The 16,611-nt window shown below is 54.8% G+C and carries 19 protein-coding genes; 10 read left to right on the top strand and 9 right to left on the bottom strand.

The annotated features are described in order from the left end of the window. Positions 1–10 precede the first annotated feature (10 nt). Complete coding sequence (locus tag ACNQ6O_RS01610; RefSeq protein WP_418052255.1) at positions 11–2,335, bottom strand: LPS-assembly protein LptD; 2,325 nt, start codon at positions 2,333–2,335, stop codon at positions 11–13. A 239-nt stretch (positions 2,336–2,574) separates the two neighbouring features. Here ACNQ6O_RS01610 and ACNQ6O_RS01605 point away from each other — a divergent pair, with 239 nt between their 5' ends. From ACNQ6O_RS01605 to trpE, 6 genes are all read left to right on the top strand, one after another. Further along, entirely contained in the window at positions 2,575–3,621 is a 1,047-nt protein-coding gene (locus ACNQ6O_RS01605; RefSeq protein ID WP_418051501.1) for an aminoglycoside phosphotransferase family protein, read from the top strand. Beyond that, positions 3,618–4,310, top strand: a complete 693-nt coding sequence (murU, locus tag ACNQ6O_RS01600) for an N-acetylmuramate alpha-1-phosphate uridylyltransferase MurU (protein WP_418051500.1) — start codon at positions 3,618–3,620, stop codon at positions 4,308–4,310. Before ACNQ6O_RS01605 ends, murU begins: the two co-directional genes overlap by 4 nt. Beyond that, complete coding sequence (locus tag ACNQ6O_RS01595) at positions 4,307–5,056, top strand: DnaJ domain-containing protein (protein WP_418051499.1); 750 nt, start codon at positions 4,307–4,309, stop codon at positions 5,054–5,056. Before murU ends, ACNQ6O_RS01595 begins: the two co-directional genes overlap by 4 nt. Before the next feature lie 96 nt (positions 5,057–5,152). Beyond that, positions 5,153–5,836: a ribulose-phosphate 3-epimerase gene (gene rpe, locus ACNQ6O_RS01590; protein WP_418051498.1), complete on the top strand. Its 684-nt coding sequence runs from the start codon at positions 5,153–5,155 to the stop codon at positions 5,834–5,836. Next, a complete protein-coding gene (locus ACNQ6O_RS01585; protein WP_418051497.1) occupies positions 5,836–6,525 on the top strand; it encodes a phosphoglycolate phosphatase in 690 nt (229 codons plus the stop codon). Before rpe ends, ACNQ6O_RS01585 begins: the two co-directional genes overlap by 1 nt. Positions 6,526–6,556: 31 nt before the next feature. Continuing rightward, entirely contained in the window at positions 6,557–8,044 is a 1,488-nt protein-coding gene (gene trpE, locus ACNQ6O_RS01580; protein ID WP_418051496.1) for an anthranilate synthase component I, read from the top strand. Between the two features lie 24 nt (positions 8,045–8,068). Here trpE and ACNQ6O_RS01575 read toward each other — a convergent pair whose 3' ends face one another. The 5 genes from ACNQ6O_RS01575 to ACNQ6O_RS01555 form a co-directional block, all read right to left on the bottom strand. After that, entirely contained in the window at positions 8,069–8,446 is a 378-nt protein-coding gene (locus ACNQ6O_RS01575; RefSeq protein WP_418051495.1) for a nuclear transport factor 2 family protein, read from the bottom strand. A 21-nt stretch (positions 8,447–8,467) separates the two neighbouring features. Further along, entirely contained in the window at positions 8,468–8,893 is a 426-nt protein-coding gene (locus ACNQ6O_RS01570; protein WP_418051494.1) for a group II truncated hemoglobin, read from the bottom strand. Between the two features lie 52 nt (positions 8,894–8,945). Next, on the bottom strand, positions 8,946–9,332 hold the full coding sequence (locus ACNQ6O_RS01565) for a DUF6632 domain-containing protein (protein WP_418051493.1): 387 nt from the start codon (positions 9,330–9,332) through the stop codon (positions 8,946–8,948). Between the two features lie 239 nt (positions 9,333–9,571). Then, positions 9,572–9,919 (bottom strand): DUF1428 domain-containing protein, encoded by a 348-nt coding sequence (locus ACNQ6O_RS01560; RefSeq protein ID WP_418052254.1) that lies wholly within the window; start codon positions 9,917–9,919, stop codon positions 9,572–9,574. A 146-nt stretch (positions 9,920–10,065) separates the two neighbouring features. Beyond that, positions 10,066–10,497, bottom strand: a complete 432-nt coding sequence (locus tag ACNQ6O_RS01555; protein ID WP_418051492.1) for a GNAT family N-acetyltransferase — start codon at positions 10,495–10,497, stop codon at positions 10,066–10,068. 339 nt (positions 10,498–10,836) lie between these two features. Here ACNQ6O_RS01555 and ACNQ6O_RS01550 point away from each other — a divergent pair, with 339 nt between their 5' ends. The 3 genes from ACNQ6O_RS01550 to ACNQ6O_RS01540 all read left to right on the top strand — a co-directional run bounded on the left by ACNQ6O_RS01550 (position 10,837) and on the right by ACNQ6O_RS01540 (position 13,627). Next, complete coding sequence (locus ACNQ6O_RS01550; protein ID WP_418051491.1) at positions 10,837–11,541, top strand: PEP-CTERM sorting domain-containing protein; 705 nt, start codon at positions 10,837–10,839, stop codon at positions 11,539–11,541. A gap of 354 nt (positions 11,542–11,895) precedes the next feature. Further along, positions 11,896–13,071: a hypothetical protein gene (locus tag ACNQ6O_RS01545; RefSeq protein WP_418051490.1), complete on the top strand. Its 1,176-nt coding sequence runs from the start codon at positions 11,896–11,898 to the stop codon at positions 13,069–13,071. Positions 13,072–13,084: 13 nt separating this feature from the next. Continuing rightward, the gene (locus ACNQ6O_RS01540) at positions 13,085–13,627 is read left to right on the top strand and encodes a hypothetical protein (RefSeq protein ID WP_418051489.1); all 543 of its coding nucleotides are present in this window, start codon (positions 13,085–13,087) and stop codon (positions 13,625–13,627) included. A 51-nt stretch (positions 13,628–13,678) separates the two neighbouring features. Here the strand turns inward: ACNQ6O_RS01540 and ACNQ6O_RS01535 are convergent, their stop codons facing one another. Continuing rightward, a complete protein-coding gene (locus tag ACNQ6O_RS01535; protein ID WP_418051488.1) occupies positions 13,679–14,218 on the bottom strand; it encodes a GNAT family N-acetyltransferase in 540 nt (179 codons plus the stop codon). 236 nt (positions 14,219–14,454) lie between these two features. Between ACNQ6O_RS01535 and ACNQ6O_RS01530 the strand changes: the two genes are divergently transcribed. Continuing rightward, positions 14,455–14,997 carry a hypothetical protein gene (locus ACNQ6O_RS01530; RefSeq protein ID WP_418051487.1) on the top strand — a complete coding sequence of 181 codons (543 nt, stop codon included), beginning with the start codon at positions 14,455–14,457 and terminating at the stop codon, positions 14,995–14,997. Positions 14,998–15,066: 69 nt separating this feature from the next. On the opposite strand, the gene ACNQ6O_RS01525 is transcribed toward ACNQ6O_RS01530, so the two are convergent. Continuing rightward, positions 15,067–15,684 carry a DJ-1/PfpI family protein gene (locus tag ACNQ6O_RS01525; protein ID WP_418051486.1) on the bottom strand — a complete coding sequence of 206 codons (618 nt, stop codon included), beginning with the start codon at positions 15,682–15,684 and terminating at the stop codon, positions 15,067–15,069. Between the two features lie 66 nt (positions 15,685–15,750). Next, positions 15,751–16,122, bottom strand: coding sequence for a DUF805 domain-containing protein (locus ACNQ6O_RS01520; protein ID WP_418051485.1), 372 nt, complete (start codon positions 16,120–16,122; stop codon positions 15,751–15,753). Between the last annotated feature and the right edge of the window lie 489 nt (positions 16,123–16,611).

The raw sequence follows: 16,611 nt of genomic DNA, 5'->3' as shown, positions 1-16,611 counted from the left end.
TTAGTTCGTTTTAACGGTACGTAGTTCCAAAACGGCGGCGTTCGCGCTCGTCATAACCGTAGATCGCATCACCGATGCTGTCAGACGCGCCGCCGCTGCCGCCAAGCCCTTTCAGCTCAATACGGAACAGCAAACGGGTATCCAGTTGTTCGTCATCGGTCAGGTAGTTCTGGTGCACCACCTGGAAACTCCAGCAGCAGTTGTTATATTCAAGACCCGCCAGCGACCCCACCGTGCGGTCGAGTTCCGAGTCCCACACCCAGCGGCCAATCGCGCTGAGTTTATTGGTTACCGGGAATACCGTGCCAATATCGGTTTGTTCAATGTCATCCGGGCGACTGTAGGTGTGCCCCAGCGTGGCCAAATAGCGGTAATCCTCGGAATGGAAGATCAGCTGGCTGCGCCCTTCTTCGGTTTTCTGGGTGTCGTGGTCCCACAGGCCCGAGGTACGAATTTCCAGATTATCCAGCGGGTTCAACACCAACTCGCCCGCCAGCGGTGAATTCGCGCGATCAGACGCGCCTGCACCAAACAAGTTCACGTCCCGGTCATCAAAGTAACGGATCTGACCAATACTGATCCGGGCGCGCTCGGCACCGGTGATCAGATCATTGAACCGGCTGGTCAACGCCACCGTCAGCTGGTTTGCATCCCCTACCCGGTCGCCGCCGTTAAAACGGTTGCGCTCGAACAACTGATCAAACCGGAAGCTTTTCACATCGGTATCAAAATCCGGAATGTCATTCTGATCCGCGTCGGCATCGGCCCAAGCGTAATACAGCCGGGGCTCCAATGTCTGGTTGTAGGGAATATCAAACAGGCTGGAGCGACGATCGAAATACAGCCCGTTATCCCATTCGAACACCGGCACGGTGCGGTCAACACTGCGGTTGGCCAGCGTGTAATCTTCCAGCTCATAACGGGTGTAATCCAGGCTCACCGAAGGCCGGCTAAAGCCCCACAGCGCCCGCATCGGCAGGGCCACTTCCGGAATAGCCCGTAACCGGTGGCCGTTGGCCTTATCCAATCCGGTCAGATTGTCGTTATCCCGGTAGAACCAGGTGTACTGGCTTTCTATTCCGGTCTGGAACGCGCCCACATCCACCGCTCCGGCGTACAGCACTTCCGGCAGCTGCGCATAGGGTTTGTTAACGTCGGCAATGCGTTCAGCCACCGTCTGGTAATCGTTCAGGTAAGCATCGAAATACTGGTACTGATCCGAATAACTCACCCCACCACGGCGTTGCAGGTGGGTCGTTTGATCAATTTCCAGCGAGCGGTTCAAATCGCTCAGGTAATCGTCATCCGACACCACGGAGAAATCTCCGTAGCCCCGCCAGCCGCCCCCGAAACTGGCACGAGTGGAGAAGTCCAAAGCCCAGCGTTCACCGTCGGCACCGGCAACTTCGTCTTTGTAGGCGGAGTCGTCATTGATGTAACCCAGCTGTAGCACCGATTCGCCATACCGGCTTAGATAACGCCCTTCCGCTTCGGTAAACAGACCGCGGCCGTGAATGTACTGCGGCGTGAGCGTGGCATCGTAATGCGGTGCCAGATTCATGTAATAAGGCAAGGCAAAGAAAGCACCGCTGCCGGCACTGGAAGATCCAAACTGCGGGTACAGAAAACCGGTCTTGCGGCGGTCATCAATGGGGAACGTAATGTACGGCCAATAAAACACCGGCGCATCCAACACTTCCAGACGCACATGCTTGGCGGTACCGAAGCCTTCGGCCTGATCCAGCTCGATGTCGGAAGCCACAATGGCCCAATCGTTCTCGCCGGGGCCACAGGTTGTAATCAAACCATCGGTGATCACCACTTGATGCTCACCCACCCGCGACAGCGAAGACGCCTCGCCGCGAATCTCGGATTGGTGCAGCAGGAAGGTGGCCGTGTTGATATCCAATTGGCCAGAATCGGCCGAGTAATTAGCGTTCTCGCCAGTCAGCAAAAAACCTTCGCCCCGGCTAACCATGGGGCCTTGCAGGCTCAACTGACCAGACTGAGTGTTATAACGGGCCTCAGATCCAGACGCCTGAAAACTGCCCTGACGCAGGCGAACATCGCCCTTCAGATACAGCTCCGCGTCTACTTCATAACGGGCATCCAGTGCACTGGCTTCCAGAGGCTGATCACCCACCGCACCGGCGGGAAACACGGGAACCTGCCCACTCTCTGAGGTCGATGGCAAATACCCGCCGCCGCAAAACACCGGAACCTGAGCCTGAACCTCGGGAGGCAATTCGCTTCTGGGGCGCCAATCCATCTCGGCAGCACTCAGGGCTTTGCCCTCATGCTCTTCCGCCTGGGAAGCCACTGGCGCAACAACCATTGCCAGCAAAAGCCCGGCTAAACGGGGCTTAAACCACAACTGCTGACGGTAACGGCTGGGCACGACGGCAGGCTTCCTGTTTCAGATGAATGGTGGCTGTTTTCAAGAACAGCTGCCTAGTTTACACGCGCCCCCCGAGCTTGTTAACGGAAACACCGCTGCAAATCCGTTTTACGCTCTTTATACTCCTCTGCTAACGTTGCAACACAACAGAACAACTCAGGAATTACCATAAAATCATGGATACCCGTCTGCAGCAGCTGACCGATTGGGTCAGGCAATTTCCCGGCTTTGACAGCGCCAGCCCGGAACCCGTTTCCGGTGATGCCAGCTTCCGCCGTTACTTCCGGGTATGGCGGGAAACCTCCGGGCAACCGCGCACGCCGTTTATCGTGATGGACGCACCGCCCGAACACGAAAACTGCGAGCCGTTCATCGCCATCGCCAAGCACTGGCACCAGCACAGCATTCATGTGCCCGACATTGCCGGCGAAGACCTGGATCAAGGTTTCCTGTTGCTGGAAGATTTCGGCGACAACCTGATGCTGGGCGCGACCACCGCTGACAATGCCGACACCTATTACCGGCAAGCTCTGGACGAGCTGGTCCGCATCGCGCAGCAGCCCTCACCCGCTGACTACCCGCTGCCCCAATACGACGACGCCATGCTGGACCGGGAAATGGCACTCTTCCCCGACTGGCTGCTGGAACAACATCTCGGCCTGAATCTCAGCAATCAGGAACGAGCGCTGCTAGACACCACCTTCAGCCTGCTGAAAGAAAGTGCGCTGACGGAGCCGGAAGTCACCGTGCACCGCGACTACCACTCCCGCAACCTGCTCATCCGCGCTGGCAAAACCGCTCCCGGCGTGATCGATTTTCAAGACGCAGTGATCGGCCCGGTCACCTACGACGCCGTCTCACTGCTCAAAGACTGCTACGTGCGCTGGCCGGAAGAAAAAATTGTGGAGTGGCTGGAACATTACCGAGTGGCCAGCCTCAACGCCGGCTTGCACCGGGCCGACCCGGACACCTTCCGCCAGTGGTTCGAACTCATGGGCATGCAGCGGCACCTAAAAGCCGCCGGCATTTTCGCCCGACTGGCGATTCGCGATGGCAAAACCGGTTATCTGGGAGACATTCCCCGCACCGTCAGCTACATCCGCGATGCCAGCGCCCGCCAGCCAGCCTTCCGGCACTTCCACGAGTGGCTGTGCGGCACCGTGATCCCGGCGATTGAAAGCAAAATCGGCCCCGTGCCCATCCCGGGGAAACGCTCATCGTGAAAGCCATGATCCTGGCCGCCGGTAAAGGCGAACGTATGCGCCCACTCACGCTGACAACGCCGAAACCACTACTCCGCGCCGGCGGCAAGCCGCTGATTGTTCATCATCTGGAAAACCTTCAACGTGCCGGTTTTCACGACGTAGTGATCAACCACGCCTGGCTGGGTGAGCAAATCGAACAGCAGTTGGGCAGCGGCCAACAATTCGGTCTGAACCTGCATTACTCCGCGGAAGGCGAACCTCTGGAAACCGCCGGCGGTATCGTGCGAGCCATGCCCATGCTCGCCAACGAAGACGACGAATGGTTTCTGGTGATCAACGGAGACATCTGGACTGATTTCCCACTCAGCCAGCTGCAACCACCGGCTGAGCCCAACTGCGATGCCTTGTTGGTGCTCACCGACAACCCCGAACACCACCCGGCTGGCGATTTCCACCTATCAGCCGATGGGGTGCTATCCTCAGAAGGCGATGCCAAGCTCACCTTCACCGGCATCAGCTTGTTGCGCCGCCGGTTGTTCAACGGGCTCGACGACACCGCGGGCAAACTGGGCCCGGTGCTTCGCGATGCCATGGCACAACAACGTGTACGAGGCTTGAAACATTCAGGCCATTGGATTGATGTGGGCACCCCTGCCCGGCTTGAACAACTCGACACCTTGCTGACGGAAAGCACACCGCAACCATGACCAAAGCCACAGGGCCGTCTTTGCCGGCAAGCATTGAATCGGTTTTCTCGGACCTGCTGCACGAACTGTCCAGTTGCGGGCATCAAGCCAACACCCTGATCGAGCGCGCGAAACTGCCACGCCGCTGCCGGAAGCCGCTGTTCTTCTTTCTGGGCTACATCGCCAAAGCCGATGGCCGAGTGATGGAAGGCGACATCCGTTATGCCGAATTACTGATAAAAGCCTTGCGCCTGTCCTCGCGGCAACGCAAAAAGGCGATCGAACAATATCAACGCGGCAAAGACGCCAGCGGAGTACCACTTCACCGCGGGCTCTGGAACCGCATAGTGGCGAAACTGTCACCCGGCGCAGCCATCAAAATGGCCATGTGTTTGTGTCACGGCGCGCAGATCCTCGGCAAGCCCAGCAAAGAGCGGCGCTACCGCTGTGAAGACGCCATCGACAACCTCGGCTTGCCAATGACCATCAGCGATGACATATTCTCCAGCTACGCCAGCAAAGTCTGGATTCGCTCCGCCGGTACCGCAGAAAAACCCAAAAACTATGAGCAAGCCTGCGAGATTCTGGGGGTTACCCGCAGAGACAGCTTAGAAACCATAAAACGCACCTACCGCAAACGCCTGTCCACCTGCCACCCGGACAAACTGTCGCAGCAGAAACTGTCGGCCTACGAGCTGGCCGCCGCCAAAGACCAACTTCTTCGCTACCAACAAGCCTGGGAGCTGATCAAACGGCATAACCGTTAACAAAACCACATCCCCCGCGCTGCGAAAACCGGCTACAAGCTGATAGACTTACTAGCTTTAACAGCTGCGATAATTCACCTGACCGAGAGTGCGCCGATGAACCCATACCTGATTGCTCCGTCTATCCTCTCTGCCGATTTCGCCCGACTGGGTGAGGAAGTCGATAACGTACTGGCCGCCGGTGCTGACGTAGTGCACTTCGACGTCATGGACAATCACTACGTGCCCAACCTCACCATCGGCCCCATGGTGTGTGAAGCACTGCGCAAGCACGGCGTAACCGCACCGATTGACGTACACCTGATGGTGTCTCCGGTGGACGATCTGATCCGCATGTTCATCGACGCAGGCGCCAGCTACATCACCTTCCACCCGGAAGCCTCCAGCCACATCGACCGCTCCCTGCAGCTGATTCGCGATGGCGGCTGTAAAGCCGGGCTGGTGTTCAACCCGGCCACACCGCTGAGCTACATGGATTACGTGATGGACAAGCTCGACATGGTGCTGATGATGTCAGTCAACCCTGGCTTCGGCGGCCAGAAGTTCATTCCCGGCACCCTCGACAAACTGCGGGAAGCGCGCAAGCGCATTGACGACAGCAACTACAACATCCGCCTGGAAATCGACGGCGGTGTGAAAATCGACAACATTCGTGAAATCGCAGAAGCCGGTGCCGACACCTTCGTAGCCGGTTCCGCCATCTTCAACACCCCGGATTACAAAGCCACCATCGACGCCATGCGCGAAGAGCTGGAACAGGCCCGCAAGGTGATTGTCTAATGAGCCTGAAAGGCTTGTTTAACCCCCGCTGGCCTGCAGCTGCCCTGTTTGACCTGGACGGCACATTGGTGGACAGCGCGCCCGATCTGGCCGCTGCCATCGACGAGATGCTCACCAAACTGGGCCGGAGCCCGGCCGGGCTTGAGAAGGTGAGAAACTGGGTCGGCAATGGCGCCAGCGTTCTGGTGCGCCGCGCACTGGCAGGGAAAACCGACTGGGAGCCCGCGTCACCCAAAGACGACGCCCTGCACCCGGATGCGCTGGGACTTTTCTACCAGAGCTATGCCAAACTGAACGGCCGCCACGCGGTGGTGTTTGATGGTGTATTCGAATGCCTGAATCACCTGAAAACCAACGGCTGTCGCATGGCCGTGGTCACCAACAAACCCGACCAGTTTGTTGCGCCCTTGCTGGAGCAAACCGGACTGGCGCCCTATTTCGAACTGTTCGTGGGCGGTGATACCTTAGACGTGAAAAAACCGGACCCCGCTCCGCTGCTGCACGCTATGGAAAAACTGGGCAGCACGATAGGCACCACAGTGATGGTGGGTGATTCCGCCGCAGACGTGAACGCGGCCCTGAAAGCAGGCATGCCCTGCGTTGCCGTGCGCTATGGTTACAACTTCGGCGCCTCCATCGACAGCCTCGGCGCCGATGCGGTGGTGGATTCGCTGACCGAGCTTTTATAAACACGCAGACCCGAATTCAGGAAACGACAAGATGACACCTGAGCACTTCTCCAGACTGGCCCAAGACGGCTACAACCGGATTCCGGTGTACCGCGAAGTACTGGCTGATCTGGACACACCTCTGAGCACCTACCTGAAACTGGCCAGTGGCCCGTATTCCTATCTGTTCGAATCCGTTCAGGGTGGTGAGAAGTGGGGCCGTTACTCCATCATCGGCCTGCCCTCGCGAGAAGTGCTGAAAGTCTACGATCACCGCATTGAAGTGAGCCAGAACGGCAAGGTGGTGGAACAAGCCGAAGTGGAAGATCCGCTCGCCTTTGTCGATGAATACCAGAAGCGCTTCAACGCGCCGGACCTGCCCGAGCTGCCCCGCTTTAACGGCGGACTCGTGGGCTACTTCGGGTACGACACCGTGCGCTACATCGAAAAGCGCCTGCGCAAGAGCTGCCCGCCCGACAAAATTGGCACCCCGGACATCCTGCTGATGGTGTCGAACGAAATCGTGGTATTCGACAACCTGCGCGGCAAGCTGCATCTGATCGTGCACGTTGACCCGGCCATTGAAGGTGCTTACGAACAAGCCCAGGCTCGCATCAACGAACTGGAAAACCAGCTGCACCGCACCACCGCCGACGCGCCGCGTACCCCAGAACATCTACGAGGCAAAACCGTGGACGAAAGTGATTTTGTCTCCGGTTTCTCGCAAGACAAATTCGAAGCCGCGGTCGAAAAAATCAAAGGCTACGTGCTGGACGGCGACGTGATGCAAACCGTCATCTCCCAGCGCATGTCAATCCCGTTTGAAGCGCCCCCACTGAACCTGTACCGCTCGCTTCGAGTACTCAACCCGTCGCCGTATATGTATTTCCTGGACTTGGACGACTTCCACATTGTGGGTTCATCACCGGAAATCCTGGCTCGGGTAGAAGACGAGGAAGTAACTGTGCGCCCCATCGCCGGCACCCGCAAACGCGGCGCCACCGATGCTCAGGATAACGCACTGGAAAAAGAACTGCTGGCCGACCCGAAAGAAATCGCCGAGCACCTGATGCTGATCGACCTGGGCCGCAACGACGCTGGCCGGGTGTCAGAAACCGGCACGGTGCGCCTGACCGACAAGATGATTGTGGAACGTTATTCCCACGTAATGCACATCGTCTCTAACGTCACCGGCCGCCTGAACAAAGACATCAGCTGCCTGGACGTACTGCGCGCCACCCTGCCCGCAGGCACCCTGAGCGGCGCTCCGAAGATTCGGGCCATGGAAATCATTGATGAACTGGAACCGGTGAAACGTGGCGTGTACGGCGGGGCTGTGGGATACCTGTCGTTCAACGGCAACATGGACACCGCTATTGCGATCCGCACCGCCGTAATCAAAGACAACACCCTGCACATTCAGGCAGGCGCCGGCGTAGTCGCTGACTCAGTACCTCGCCTGGAATGGAAAGAAACCATGAACAAGGGCCGGGCCATCTTCAAGGCCGTCGCCATGACTTACAACGACTACGACCACTAACGCCCGATACGAATTACCTGCCGATCAGTTCGCTGACGGCAGGTTTCCTCCCAACATATTCTCAACCACGGCGGCGTTGTAGAACGCTTCCACGGTTTGAATCTTATCGTCCCGAACCCGGAACCAAACCGCCAGACGCACATCGCCAATCTGCTCGAAGTAGGTCTGGTAATCCAGAATCGCAAACACATGCTCGCCGTCGGCACTGAGCTGGCGCAGCACCAGATCTTTCTGGATGGCCACCATACCGAACTGGTACGACACCATATCATCGCGATTCAGGAAACGCATGTTCGGGCCGACATACTCGAAGCCCTCTTCAGCCAGCAGCGTCTTTGCCTGATCCAAACGCTGACCATGAACGTCAGCGATAAATTGCGCCACAATGTCTTTCGGCTGCATGACTAAAAACTCCGATTATTATTAGCGTGAAATAGGTGCACTACAGACACTTCGAATTCGCTCGGCCGGCACCCAAAGCTGCTCAATCAAATACACCTTGAACGACTCATCAAAAGGCTGATCCGCCACGGCTTTCTGCATGCAAAGCATCCAGGCATCGCGGTCTTCTTCGCCCACGGGCAAATGCCGATGAACCATAGGAATGTTGATGCTACCGAAATGTTCCGCATAAAGCCTTGGCCCGCCTAACCAGCCCGATAAAAAGTAAGCCAATTTGGTGCGGGATTCGGTTAAATCCGGCCGGTGCATCGCCAGAATCTTCCGGGCTTCGGGAAGTGTTTCCATGTAATCGTAAAACGCGTTCACCAACCGGGTAATGCCTTCCAACTCCCCGGCGGCGCGGTAAGAGGTGTCACCCTGACCGTATTGCAGTGCTTCAGAATTCAAACAACTCACCTCAACTCTTGCGTGACACTACCGCCTTCCGTGTATCAGTTAGTCACTGAGCCCCGGAACGTTTTGGCATCAAATAGAAAAGAACGAAAGCAACTAAAAACAAGGCTGGAATATCGCCCAATAGGTTCGCGCGCTCGGCTTCATCCATAAGCGCTTGCACGAGCATAATGCCAGCGTGCACAACACTGGACCAAATAGTAAACCAGATAAGACTGGCATGTTCCATCGGTGCTTTAGCAGCACGAATCAAAAACACGCCGAGCGTAATGTACATACCCATGATCATTTGTTCGTATTCGGGCTGCGCCGGTTCCCAGCTCCAACCGGAGGGCCAAACAACCATCATCATGGCGGGGACACCAACTATGAAAATCACCCCGAAGACATACAGGGCAACACTGAGGTACTTGGTTTTTTGAGCATCTTGCATGGCCGTTCTCCAGCATTTGTTGGTCAATAACAATGCCAAGCAATGCCTTCCGAATACGTGCCTCGTTGTTGCTCACACTCCGTACAGAGCGGCAGGAAGTGCACCATCCCCTATGCCGACACAGCCGCTGGCTCTATACAGACCAGTCACGAAAACAGCTCAGAGAACGAACATCATTAAGTTTAGGGTAGTTCGTTAACCCGTGGGGCACCACTTTGGGGGGTAGTGCCTAGAGCGCACTACTGGTTCACTACCATCTCAAAACCACCGTAAATCAGCCGGCTGGCATCAAAGGGCATCGGGTTTTCCAGCATGCGGATATCTTCCCCAATCGCCTTCATGCCAACATCTCTTACCTGCCGGGACGGCCAGATCACCCAAGAAAACACCACGGTTTCGTCTTCACGGCATTGCACCGCCAGCGGGAAGGATGTTTTTACGCCTGCCGGCACATCGTCGCCCCAACACTCAACCAACCGGGTGGCGCCGTGCTCTTTAAACAACTGCGCCGCTTCCGTAGCATGGCGAATGTACTCTGCTTTATTCTTGGTAGGCACTGCGGCCACAAAGCCTTCTACGTAGTCCATCACTTCCCCCTTGAAGCTCACCCGCTTCATGCCGAATAGCCGCTGCAGCGGCTTATAGAAGAAAACTCACAAAATAAAGAGTAGTTCTCTCGCTGGGGGTGCACCATATTTTGGCGGAACACCAGCTTGAGCGACGAAGCGCTCTGTTAGCCGGAAAACTCTGAGGCCAGCATCGAGTACATCGCCTGATCGACATACCGGCCATACAAATACTCCCGCTCCCGAAAACCCTGCTCGACCAGTGCCTTCACCGCCAGCGCCATGATGCCCTTGCCTGAATAAGATTGGCTCAGCCAATACCCAAGGCTACCGGTGCGATTTGCCAAATCGAAAGGATGAAAGCCGCACACCCCGCATAAAATCGAGCCCGAGAAAATGGCGTACTGCGGGCCTTGGCCGGATTGGAATTGGTTAATTGCCGATTCGAGGAAGGATTCGGAATCTACCGGCGACTGGGTTGCATCGACCCAGGGCAACCATTCGCGCAGGTGTTCGCGATTGCTGTCTACGAGGGGGAATAGCTCGTCTTTGTGGTCCAAACTGAGCAATTTCAGCTCGAGGGATTCGGCTATGAGCAACTTGTTCTCCAAACGATCGCGTAATACTAAAACCGGCTCTTGGCCTGCTGCACATTGCTGACCCAGAAAGGCCTGAAAACAACTATAAACCAGCAGTTTACATCGGAAGAATCAACGTAGAATGTTTATGCAAGGCGCAGCAAATTTATGCTCAATCCTTTGTGTCGAGATCTTTAACACTTATGCATTACCAATACATTTTTTTATTTGCAAACCCCTGATAGTTGGCATTTACACCTAAACTGGCTTCAAGCTTGCATTCCAAAAGTTAAGCTTCACAGCTGCAAAAAGAACGAAAAAGCTCTGTAAAGCTTTCCCTTTTGCCGATGGAGAAAGGCCATGAAAACCAAACTAGCACTATTATCGACAGCTCCCTTATTGATGTTTGCGTTAACCGCTCAAGCAGTGCCGGTCACATACATTGCAGCCGACAATAATGTGTCTTCGCTAGCGCAAATGGTGAATTCTCAAGCCGCAGCCAGCGACTTCCTATCTGTCGCAGGCGCACTCGACACCTACGATTTTGAGTCACCGCTTCCAAGCAATCTCACAATAACCGGAGGCAGCACCACGAACAATTCTGGCTGCGGGGCACCGTGTGGCTTTAATACAACGCCGGGTGGAGGCTTTTTCCGATTGCTTTATGGCGGAATGGTAACCTTTAGCTTTACGGATCCGGTAGATGCATTTGGTTTCTATGTAAACGGCCTTCAGACTGACATTGTGCCTCAGCAAACGATCACATATGTCGACGGCTCCTCAGCCACTCAAACCATTGATTTTCCGTCAGCGACTGGCGGCGGTGGCGCTTTCGTGGGCTTTATTGATTTCGGCCAGCTCATATCCAGCGTGACCTTCAACGCGACCAACGACATTCTAGGCTTCGATGACCTCCGCTTTGGCCGGTCTGTTTCCGACCCCGGTGACCCAGGTAACCCCGGCGATCCTGTCAGCGTGCCCGAACCTGGCTCATTGGCCCTTCTAGGCCTTGGCCTACTGGGCTTAGGCATCTCTCGCCGGAGAAAGCTGAACGCCACCTCCTGAACATCTATTCTGGATGACCCCTGTGACAGGCCACTCCCTGAATGCGAGCCAAAACTCGCATTCAGGGGTTTGCCTCATCATCCCTACCGTCCAACACAGAACATTATATCGAACGCCTTAAAGGCAACGACACCCGCACCATTCTGCATACACAACATCCAGGCATCGCGATCTTCTGCACCCACCCCACAGGCAAATACCTTCCAATTCGCCGGCGACGCGTTGGTTCAGGTTCAGGTTCAGGTTCAGGTTCAGGTTGAGCAATAACAGAGATAAGTATTACCACCTACAAAAAAGCTGATCGCGACCAAATTTCATGCAATACTCAGCCTTCATACCAAAAGCGGCCGAAGAATGACCTCTTTAAAGCGAACCATTTGCATACTGACTCTACTACTGACATTTGGCGGCTGCAGCAGCAACAAGAGCATTCAGTTCGAAGGAGAAGACCTCGAAACCTCCGCTTACGACGGCACCCTGGCCCGCGTTTCGATTTACGGCATTAATGATGGTTACGACTCTGCCGACGGCGATGTTCTGGCGGAGCTACAGACTGTCGCCAAAGAGAAGCTACAGGGCAACCGCAGCCTTTTCAGCGGCTCTCGCGACAAGCTGTACATTTTAAAAATTAAGGCCTCCCCTTCAGAAAGCGGTGTGGAGTGTCTCAATACCAAATTCAGCCACACCTCAGAAGGCACGCTCGACACCCATTTCACGTTGGCGACTCTGGAACGGACTCCCCAAACGTTATTCGATGTGGAGATCGAGACAAACGGCCGCCACGAAGTTTCAACGTTCTCCGATGTCAAAGACTGGATAAACTGTGGAACGGTAACCGCCATCGCGACCGATGCCATCTCCCGAAGCATCCGTATATTTGATCTCTTGATCAAAGAGGCCAACGGCCTGGATGTCACACGTGAACTGGAAACGGTGAAAAACGACGAAGATATAAACGGTAGCACCATTGTTATGAAAGCCGTCAGCAAAACGCTTTATGGTGTCTTAGCGCCCGTTGCTATCGTTATCAACAGCGCCGCAGAAGCGGATTGGAGCAGTGCGATTTCATCAGCAGCCAAAGCCGCGGATAACATGCCCACAGCCAGTTATGACCCGCTCACAACACCCTATAAAGCACCGGTTTATACCGTTAACAGCCCTGTAACTCATCAGCCGCAATCAACACAAACCACGCCACCCCAAAACCAGCCTTCTGGCAGCTCAACTCAAAGCCGCCCGAAAACTCCGGCCGCAGCCAAGCCAACGGCAACCAGAGCGCCCCGCAAAACGGCCACGGCAGAAATCCAGGCCCGCGGAACAACTGATATGCACTTCCCTTATGACCAAGCTCTGAACCTGGCGGCCACCAATGCCGACACCCAGGCCCGACAGTCATGCCGAGAAAACTACCGGGGCAAGATCAGTACGCTGGGCGACCCGAACATGGAAAAGAAAGAATGCGTAGAAAACCGCAATCAGGAATATCGCTGCGTGGTTCAGATCGTTCATACCTGCGAATACAAACAATAGAAGGGCAATCGTTATGAAGTACCTGCTACTTCTGGCTCTAACGCAGTCTTTGCTAGGCTGCGCCATCGCGTTCCCGCCCAGTGACAAAGGCTTCAACCAACAAGCCGTAACCGGCAAAGAAAGCGTTTACATCGCCAGCGCAAGCAACAGCAACCCCGCCTGTCATGACAGCAGGCTCATCGAAGAGCTGAAAGGTCGCTTTGAGGCATTGAACTACGTTGAAGCCGAATCCGAATATAAAGCGGATCTCGCGCTTTTTCTCGATTCAGAGTGCGGCGTGGAACAAACCGGCGCAGATATGGCCACGATGATCTTCCCCATTGCCTCTTTCTTCATTCTGCCCATTACCACAACAACGGAATACGAGGTTCGTGTCGAGGCCTTCGAACACGGCGCGCCGGCAAAAGACTATTTTTTCGATGGCAGCAGCAAAGTGCTGACGCATCCGTTTTACTTTGGGCAACTCGCGGACAAGCATAAAGAATACGTGGAGCAGTCCACGCCGGCGATGAGCAGCAGGATCATCAATGCGCTTGAGGAAGATTACTTTTTGTAGGATTTCAGAGCTTGGCAGCTAGCATCAAAGTCAGCGAGTGGGCGCTCCACTTTAACTCTGCGCTTGAAACTCTGAGGCCAGCATCGAGTAAATCGCCTGATCGAGATAGCGGCCGTTCACATACTCCCGCTCCCGAAACACGCCTTCAAGCTTGAACCCCAAACGCTCCGGAATGGCTCGGCTTTTAGTATTACCGGTGGCGCAGGCAATCTCGATTCGGTTCAAATCGTATTCCCGAAAGCCTTGTTCAACCAGCGCCTGCACCGCTCTCGCCATGATGCCTTTACCCGAACAGGCTTCACCCAACCAATATCCGATGCTGCCAGTGCGATTAGACAAATCGAACGGATGAAAACCGCACACACCGCATAAAGCCGAATCGGAGAAAATGGCGTACTGCGGGCCTTGGCCGGATTGATATTGATTGATGGCGGATTCGAGAAAGGATTCCGTGTCGGCAGGGGACTTGGTTAGATCGACCCAGGGCAACCACTCGCGCAGGTGTTGGCGGTTGGTGTTAATGAGAGTGAACAGCTCATCTTTGTAGGTCAGGCTAAGCGGTTTTAGCTCCATGAGTTCGGCTATGAACAATTTTTCCTCCCGTTCTCCAAGACAAGCAAGTGTCGGTATTACCACCTACAAAAAAGCTGATCGCGACTAGATTTCATGTAATACTCAACCTTCATATCAAAAGCAGCCGTAAAAAGCCCCCTTTAACACGAACCTTTTGGATTCTGACGAATGCGTAGAAAACCGCAATCAGCAATATCGCTGCGTGGTTCAAATCGTTCATACCTGCGAATACAAACAACAGAAGGGCAATCGTCATGAAGTACCTGCTACTGCTGGCTCTGACGCAGTCTTTGCTAGGCTGCGCCATCGCGTTCCCGCCAAGCGATAAAGGTTTCAACTCGGAAGCCGTAACCGGCAAAGAGAGCGTCTACATCGCCAGCGCAAGCAACAGCGACCCCACCTGTCATGACGGCATACTCATCGAAGAGCTAAAAAGTCGCTTTGCATCATTGAACTACGTTGAAGCAGAAACCGAAGACAATGCGGATCTCTCGCTGTTTCTTAGTTCGGAATGTAGTCTGGAGCATACTGGCGCAGACTTGATCACGGGAGCCTTCAACATTCTCTCTGCGTTTATTCTGCCCAACACCGCGACAACGGAATATCATGTGCGTGTCGAGGCCTACGAATATGGCGCTCCGGCAAAAGACTACTTTTTCGATGGCAGTAGCAAAATACTGACTCATTTTTTTTACTACGGGAGTCTAGCGGAAGAGTACAAAGAGTATGTCGAGCGAACGACTCAGGCTATGAGCAGCAGAATCATCAATGCACTTGAGGAAGATTACTTTTTGTAGGCTTTCAGAGGTGTGCAGGCAGCATCAAAATCAGCGGCTGGGCACAAGCCCAGCTCCAACGATTATCCGTTAAACGAGCCCATAGAATCGCGCAAATGGATCCCAGCTCGAGTCGCTATGCCATTCGTATTCGGTCCATGTTGCGATGTCTTTCGCCATTTCCGGGCCAAGCATTTTCTGAATCAGAGCCAAGGTCATATCGATTCCAGCCGATACGCCGGAAGACGTAATAAACCGACCATCCTCAACCCAACGCGCTTCTTTTACCCAGTGAACCCGCTCGCCTTGAGACGTGGCCCAATCAAACGCTTTCTTGTTGGTTGTGGCCCTCACGCCATCCAGTATTCCGGCCTTTGCCAGCAATGCGCTGCCCGTGCACACGGAGGTAACGTATTCACAGGATTTGGATTGATCCACAACCCACTGAAGGAATACGTCGTTCAAAACTTCCGCCCGCGTTCCTATGCCACCCGGCACCAAAAGAATATCGAAGTTCGGTGCATCGCAAAATGCCACATCAGCGACCGACCTCGGCCCCTGAGCGCTGGCCACTTCACCGCCTTCTTCCGACACCAACTGGATCTCGAAATGGCCCGGTGCCTGGCCATACATCTCAAGCGGGCCAAATACATCGAGAAGCTCAAATCCGGGGAAGAGAACAACGCCTATTGATCGTTTGTTTTTCATGGGGCCTATCCTTCCTAACGAGCGATTTTGTTTAGCGGAGGGGCGAACGCACCTCCGCTGAACGTCTTAGGCAGCGGCCTCCTTCGGATTCGAGCCGTACTGGTTTTGCCCTGGCTTACTGTCCAGAACCATAAACACCAGCAGCGCAAGTGCACCGATAACCGGGACAAGTACAATCAAAAACCACCAGCCACTCCGCCCCGTGTCATGAAGCCGACGAACGGTAACCGCTATCCCCGGAATTAAAACGGCGAGCGAGTAAATACCTCCAAGCAACCCTAACCCGGCAGCTTCGCTATAGCTCCCCGTGAATCCGTCAATTACACCAAGCACAAGGCTGATGATGATATTGAACAAGATGAAAAACCAATATTCCTTACGTCGCGCCCGGCCGCTGAATACTGCGTATTTCTTTAATACTTCCAGATACCAGTTCATCTAACATCCTTTTAAGCCCCGAGTTTAATTGGGCCCGTCGGCAGAGGGGCATGCTGCCGGCGGGCCATTACTGCACAGGAAGAAGGCTAAAACCCCCACCAATTCCATATCTTGCCGATACCGCGCCAGATTCCCCCGAGAATAGCTGGAAACAGTTTCGGGAGCAGCAGGGCCAACACGGCAAAAACGATAATACAGGTGACGAGGTAACGACTACTGAGAAAACCATCCCAATACACGGCCAGTTCCAGGTTTACCCAGAACCAAACGAACGCTGCCGTTGGGATAGAGAAGAACAACGATGCGAAGAGGCTGATCAACCTTGATTCAACCGGCCCACATTGGCCGCAATTATTTGCCATAATTTTTGAACATTCCTTGTTTATTGCGCTTTGGCTTTGCCGCGCGAAGGAGCGCCAGCGTATGAGCGACGACAACAGTCATTGGTTAAATGCTTGCATGCGTATAAGGTCAAGCTGTGTATTCTAT

Source organism: Marinobacter sp. SBS5 (genome assembly GCF_048285575.1).
In the GTDB taxonomy this organism is placed as follows: domain Bacteria; phylum Pseudomonadota; class Gammaproteobacteria; order Pseudomonadales; family Oleiphilaceae; genus Marinobacter.
Note: the sequence above shows the minus strand (reverse complement) of the source record. Positions and strands in the feature narration are given on the sequence as shown.

What these genes read in the sequence shown, in the direction of transcription:
- ACNQ6O_RS01560 (WP_418052254.1), bottom strand. Translation starts at nt 9,919, where the DNA reads ATGGACTACGTAGAAGGCTTTGTGGCCGCAGTGCCTACCAAGAATAAA.
- ACNQ6O_RS01520 (WP_418051485.1), bottom strand. Translation starts at nt 16,122, where the DNA reads ATGAACTGGTATCTGGAAGTATTAAAGAAATACGCAGTATTCAGCGGC.
- ACNQ6O_RS01565 (WP_418051493.1), bottom strand. Translation starts at nt 9,332, where the DNA reads ATGCAAGATGCTCAAAAAACCAAGTACCTCAGTGTTGCCCTGTATGTC.
- ACNQ6O_RS01610 (WP_418052255.1), bottom strand. Translation starts at nt 2,335, where the DNA reads ATGGTTGTTGCGCCAGTGGCTTCCCAGGCGGAAGAGCATGAGGGCAAA.
- ACNQ6O_RS01525 (WP_418051486.1), bottom strand. Translation starts at nt 15,684, where the DNA reads ATGAAAAACAAACGATCAATAGGCGTTGTTCTCTTCCCCGGATTTGAG.
- ACNQ6O_RS01545 (WP_418051490.1), top strand. Translation starts at nt 11,896, where the DNA reads ATGACCTCTTTAAAGCGAACCATTTGCATACTGACTCTACTACTGACA.
- ACNQ6O_RS01585 (WP_418051497.1), top strand. Translation starts at nt 5,836, where the DNA reads ATGAGCCTGAAAGGCTTGTTTAACCCCCGCTGGCCTGCAGCTGCCCTG.
- ACNQ6O_RS01530 (WP_418051487.1), top strand. Translation starts at nt 14,455, where the DNA reads ATGAAGTACCTGCTACTGCTGGCTCTGACGCAGTCTTTGCTAGGCTGC.
- ACNQ6O_RS01575 (WP_418051495.1), bottom strand. Translation starts at nt 8,446, where the DNA reads ATGCAGCCGAAAGACATTGTGGCGCAATTTATCGCTGACGTTCATGGT.
- ACNQ6O_RS01595 (WP_418051499.1), top strand. Translation starts at nt 4,307, where the DNA reads ATGACCAAAGCCACAGGGCCGTCTTTGCCGGCAAGCATTGAATCGGTT.
- ACNQ6O_RS01605 (WP_418051501.1), top strand. Translation starts at nt 2,575, where the DNA reads ATGGATACCCGTCTGCAGCAGCTGACCGATTGGGTCAGGCAATTTCCC.
- ACNQ6O_RS01550 (WP_418051491.1), top strand. Translation starts at nt 10,837, where the DNA reads ATGAAAACCAAACTAGCACTATTATCGACAGCTCCCTTATTGATGTTT.
- rpe (WP_418051498.1), top strand. Translation starts at nt 5,153, where the DNA reads ATGAACCCATACCTGATTGCTCCGTCTATCCTCTCTGCCGATTTCGCC.
- trpE (WP_418051496.1), top strand. Translation starts at nt 6,557, where the DNA reads ATGACACCTGAGCACTTCTCCAGACTGGCCCAAGACGGCTACAACCGG.
- ACNQ6O_RS01540 (WP_418051489.1), top strand. Translation starts at nt 13,085, where the DNA reads ATGAAGTACCTGCTACTTCTGGCTCTAACGCAGTCTTTGCTAGGCTGC.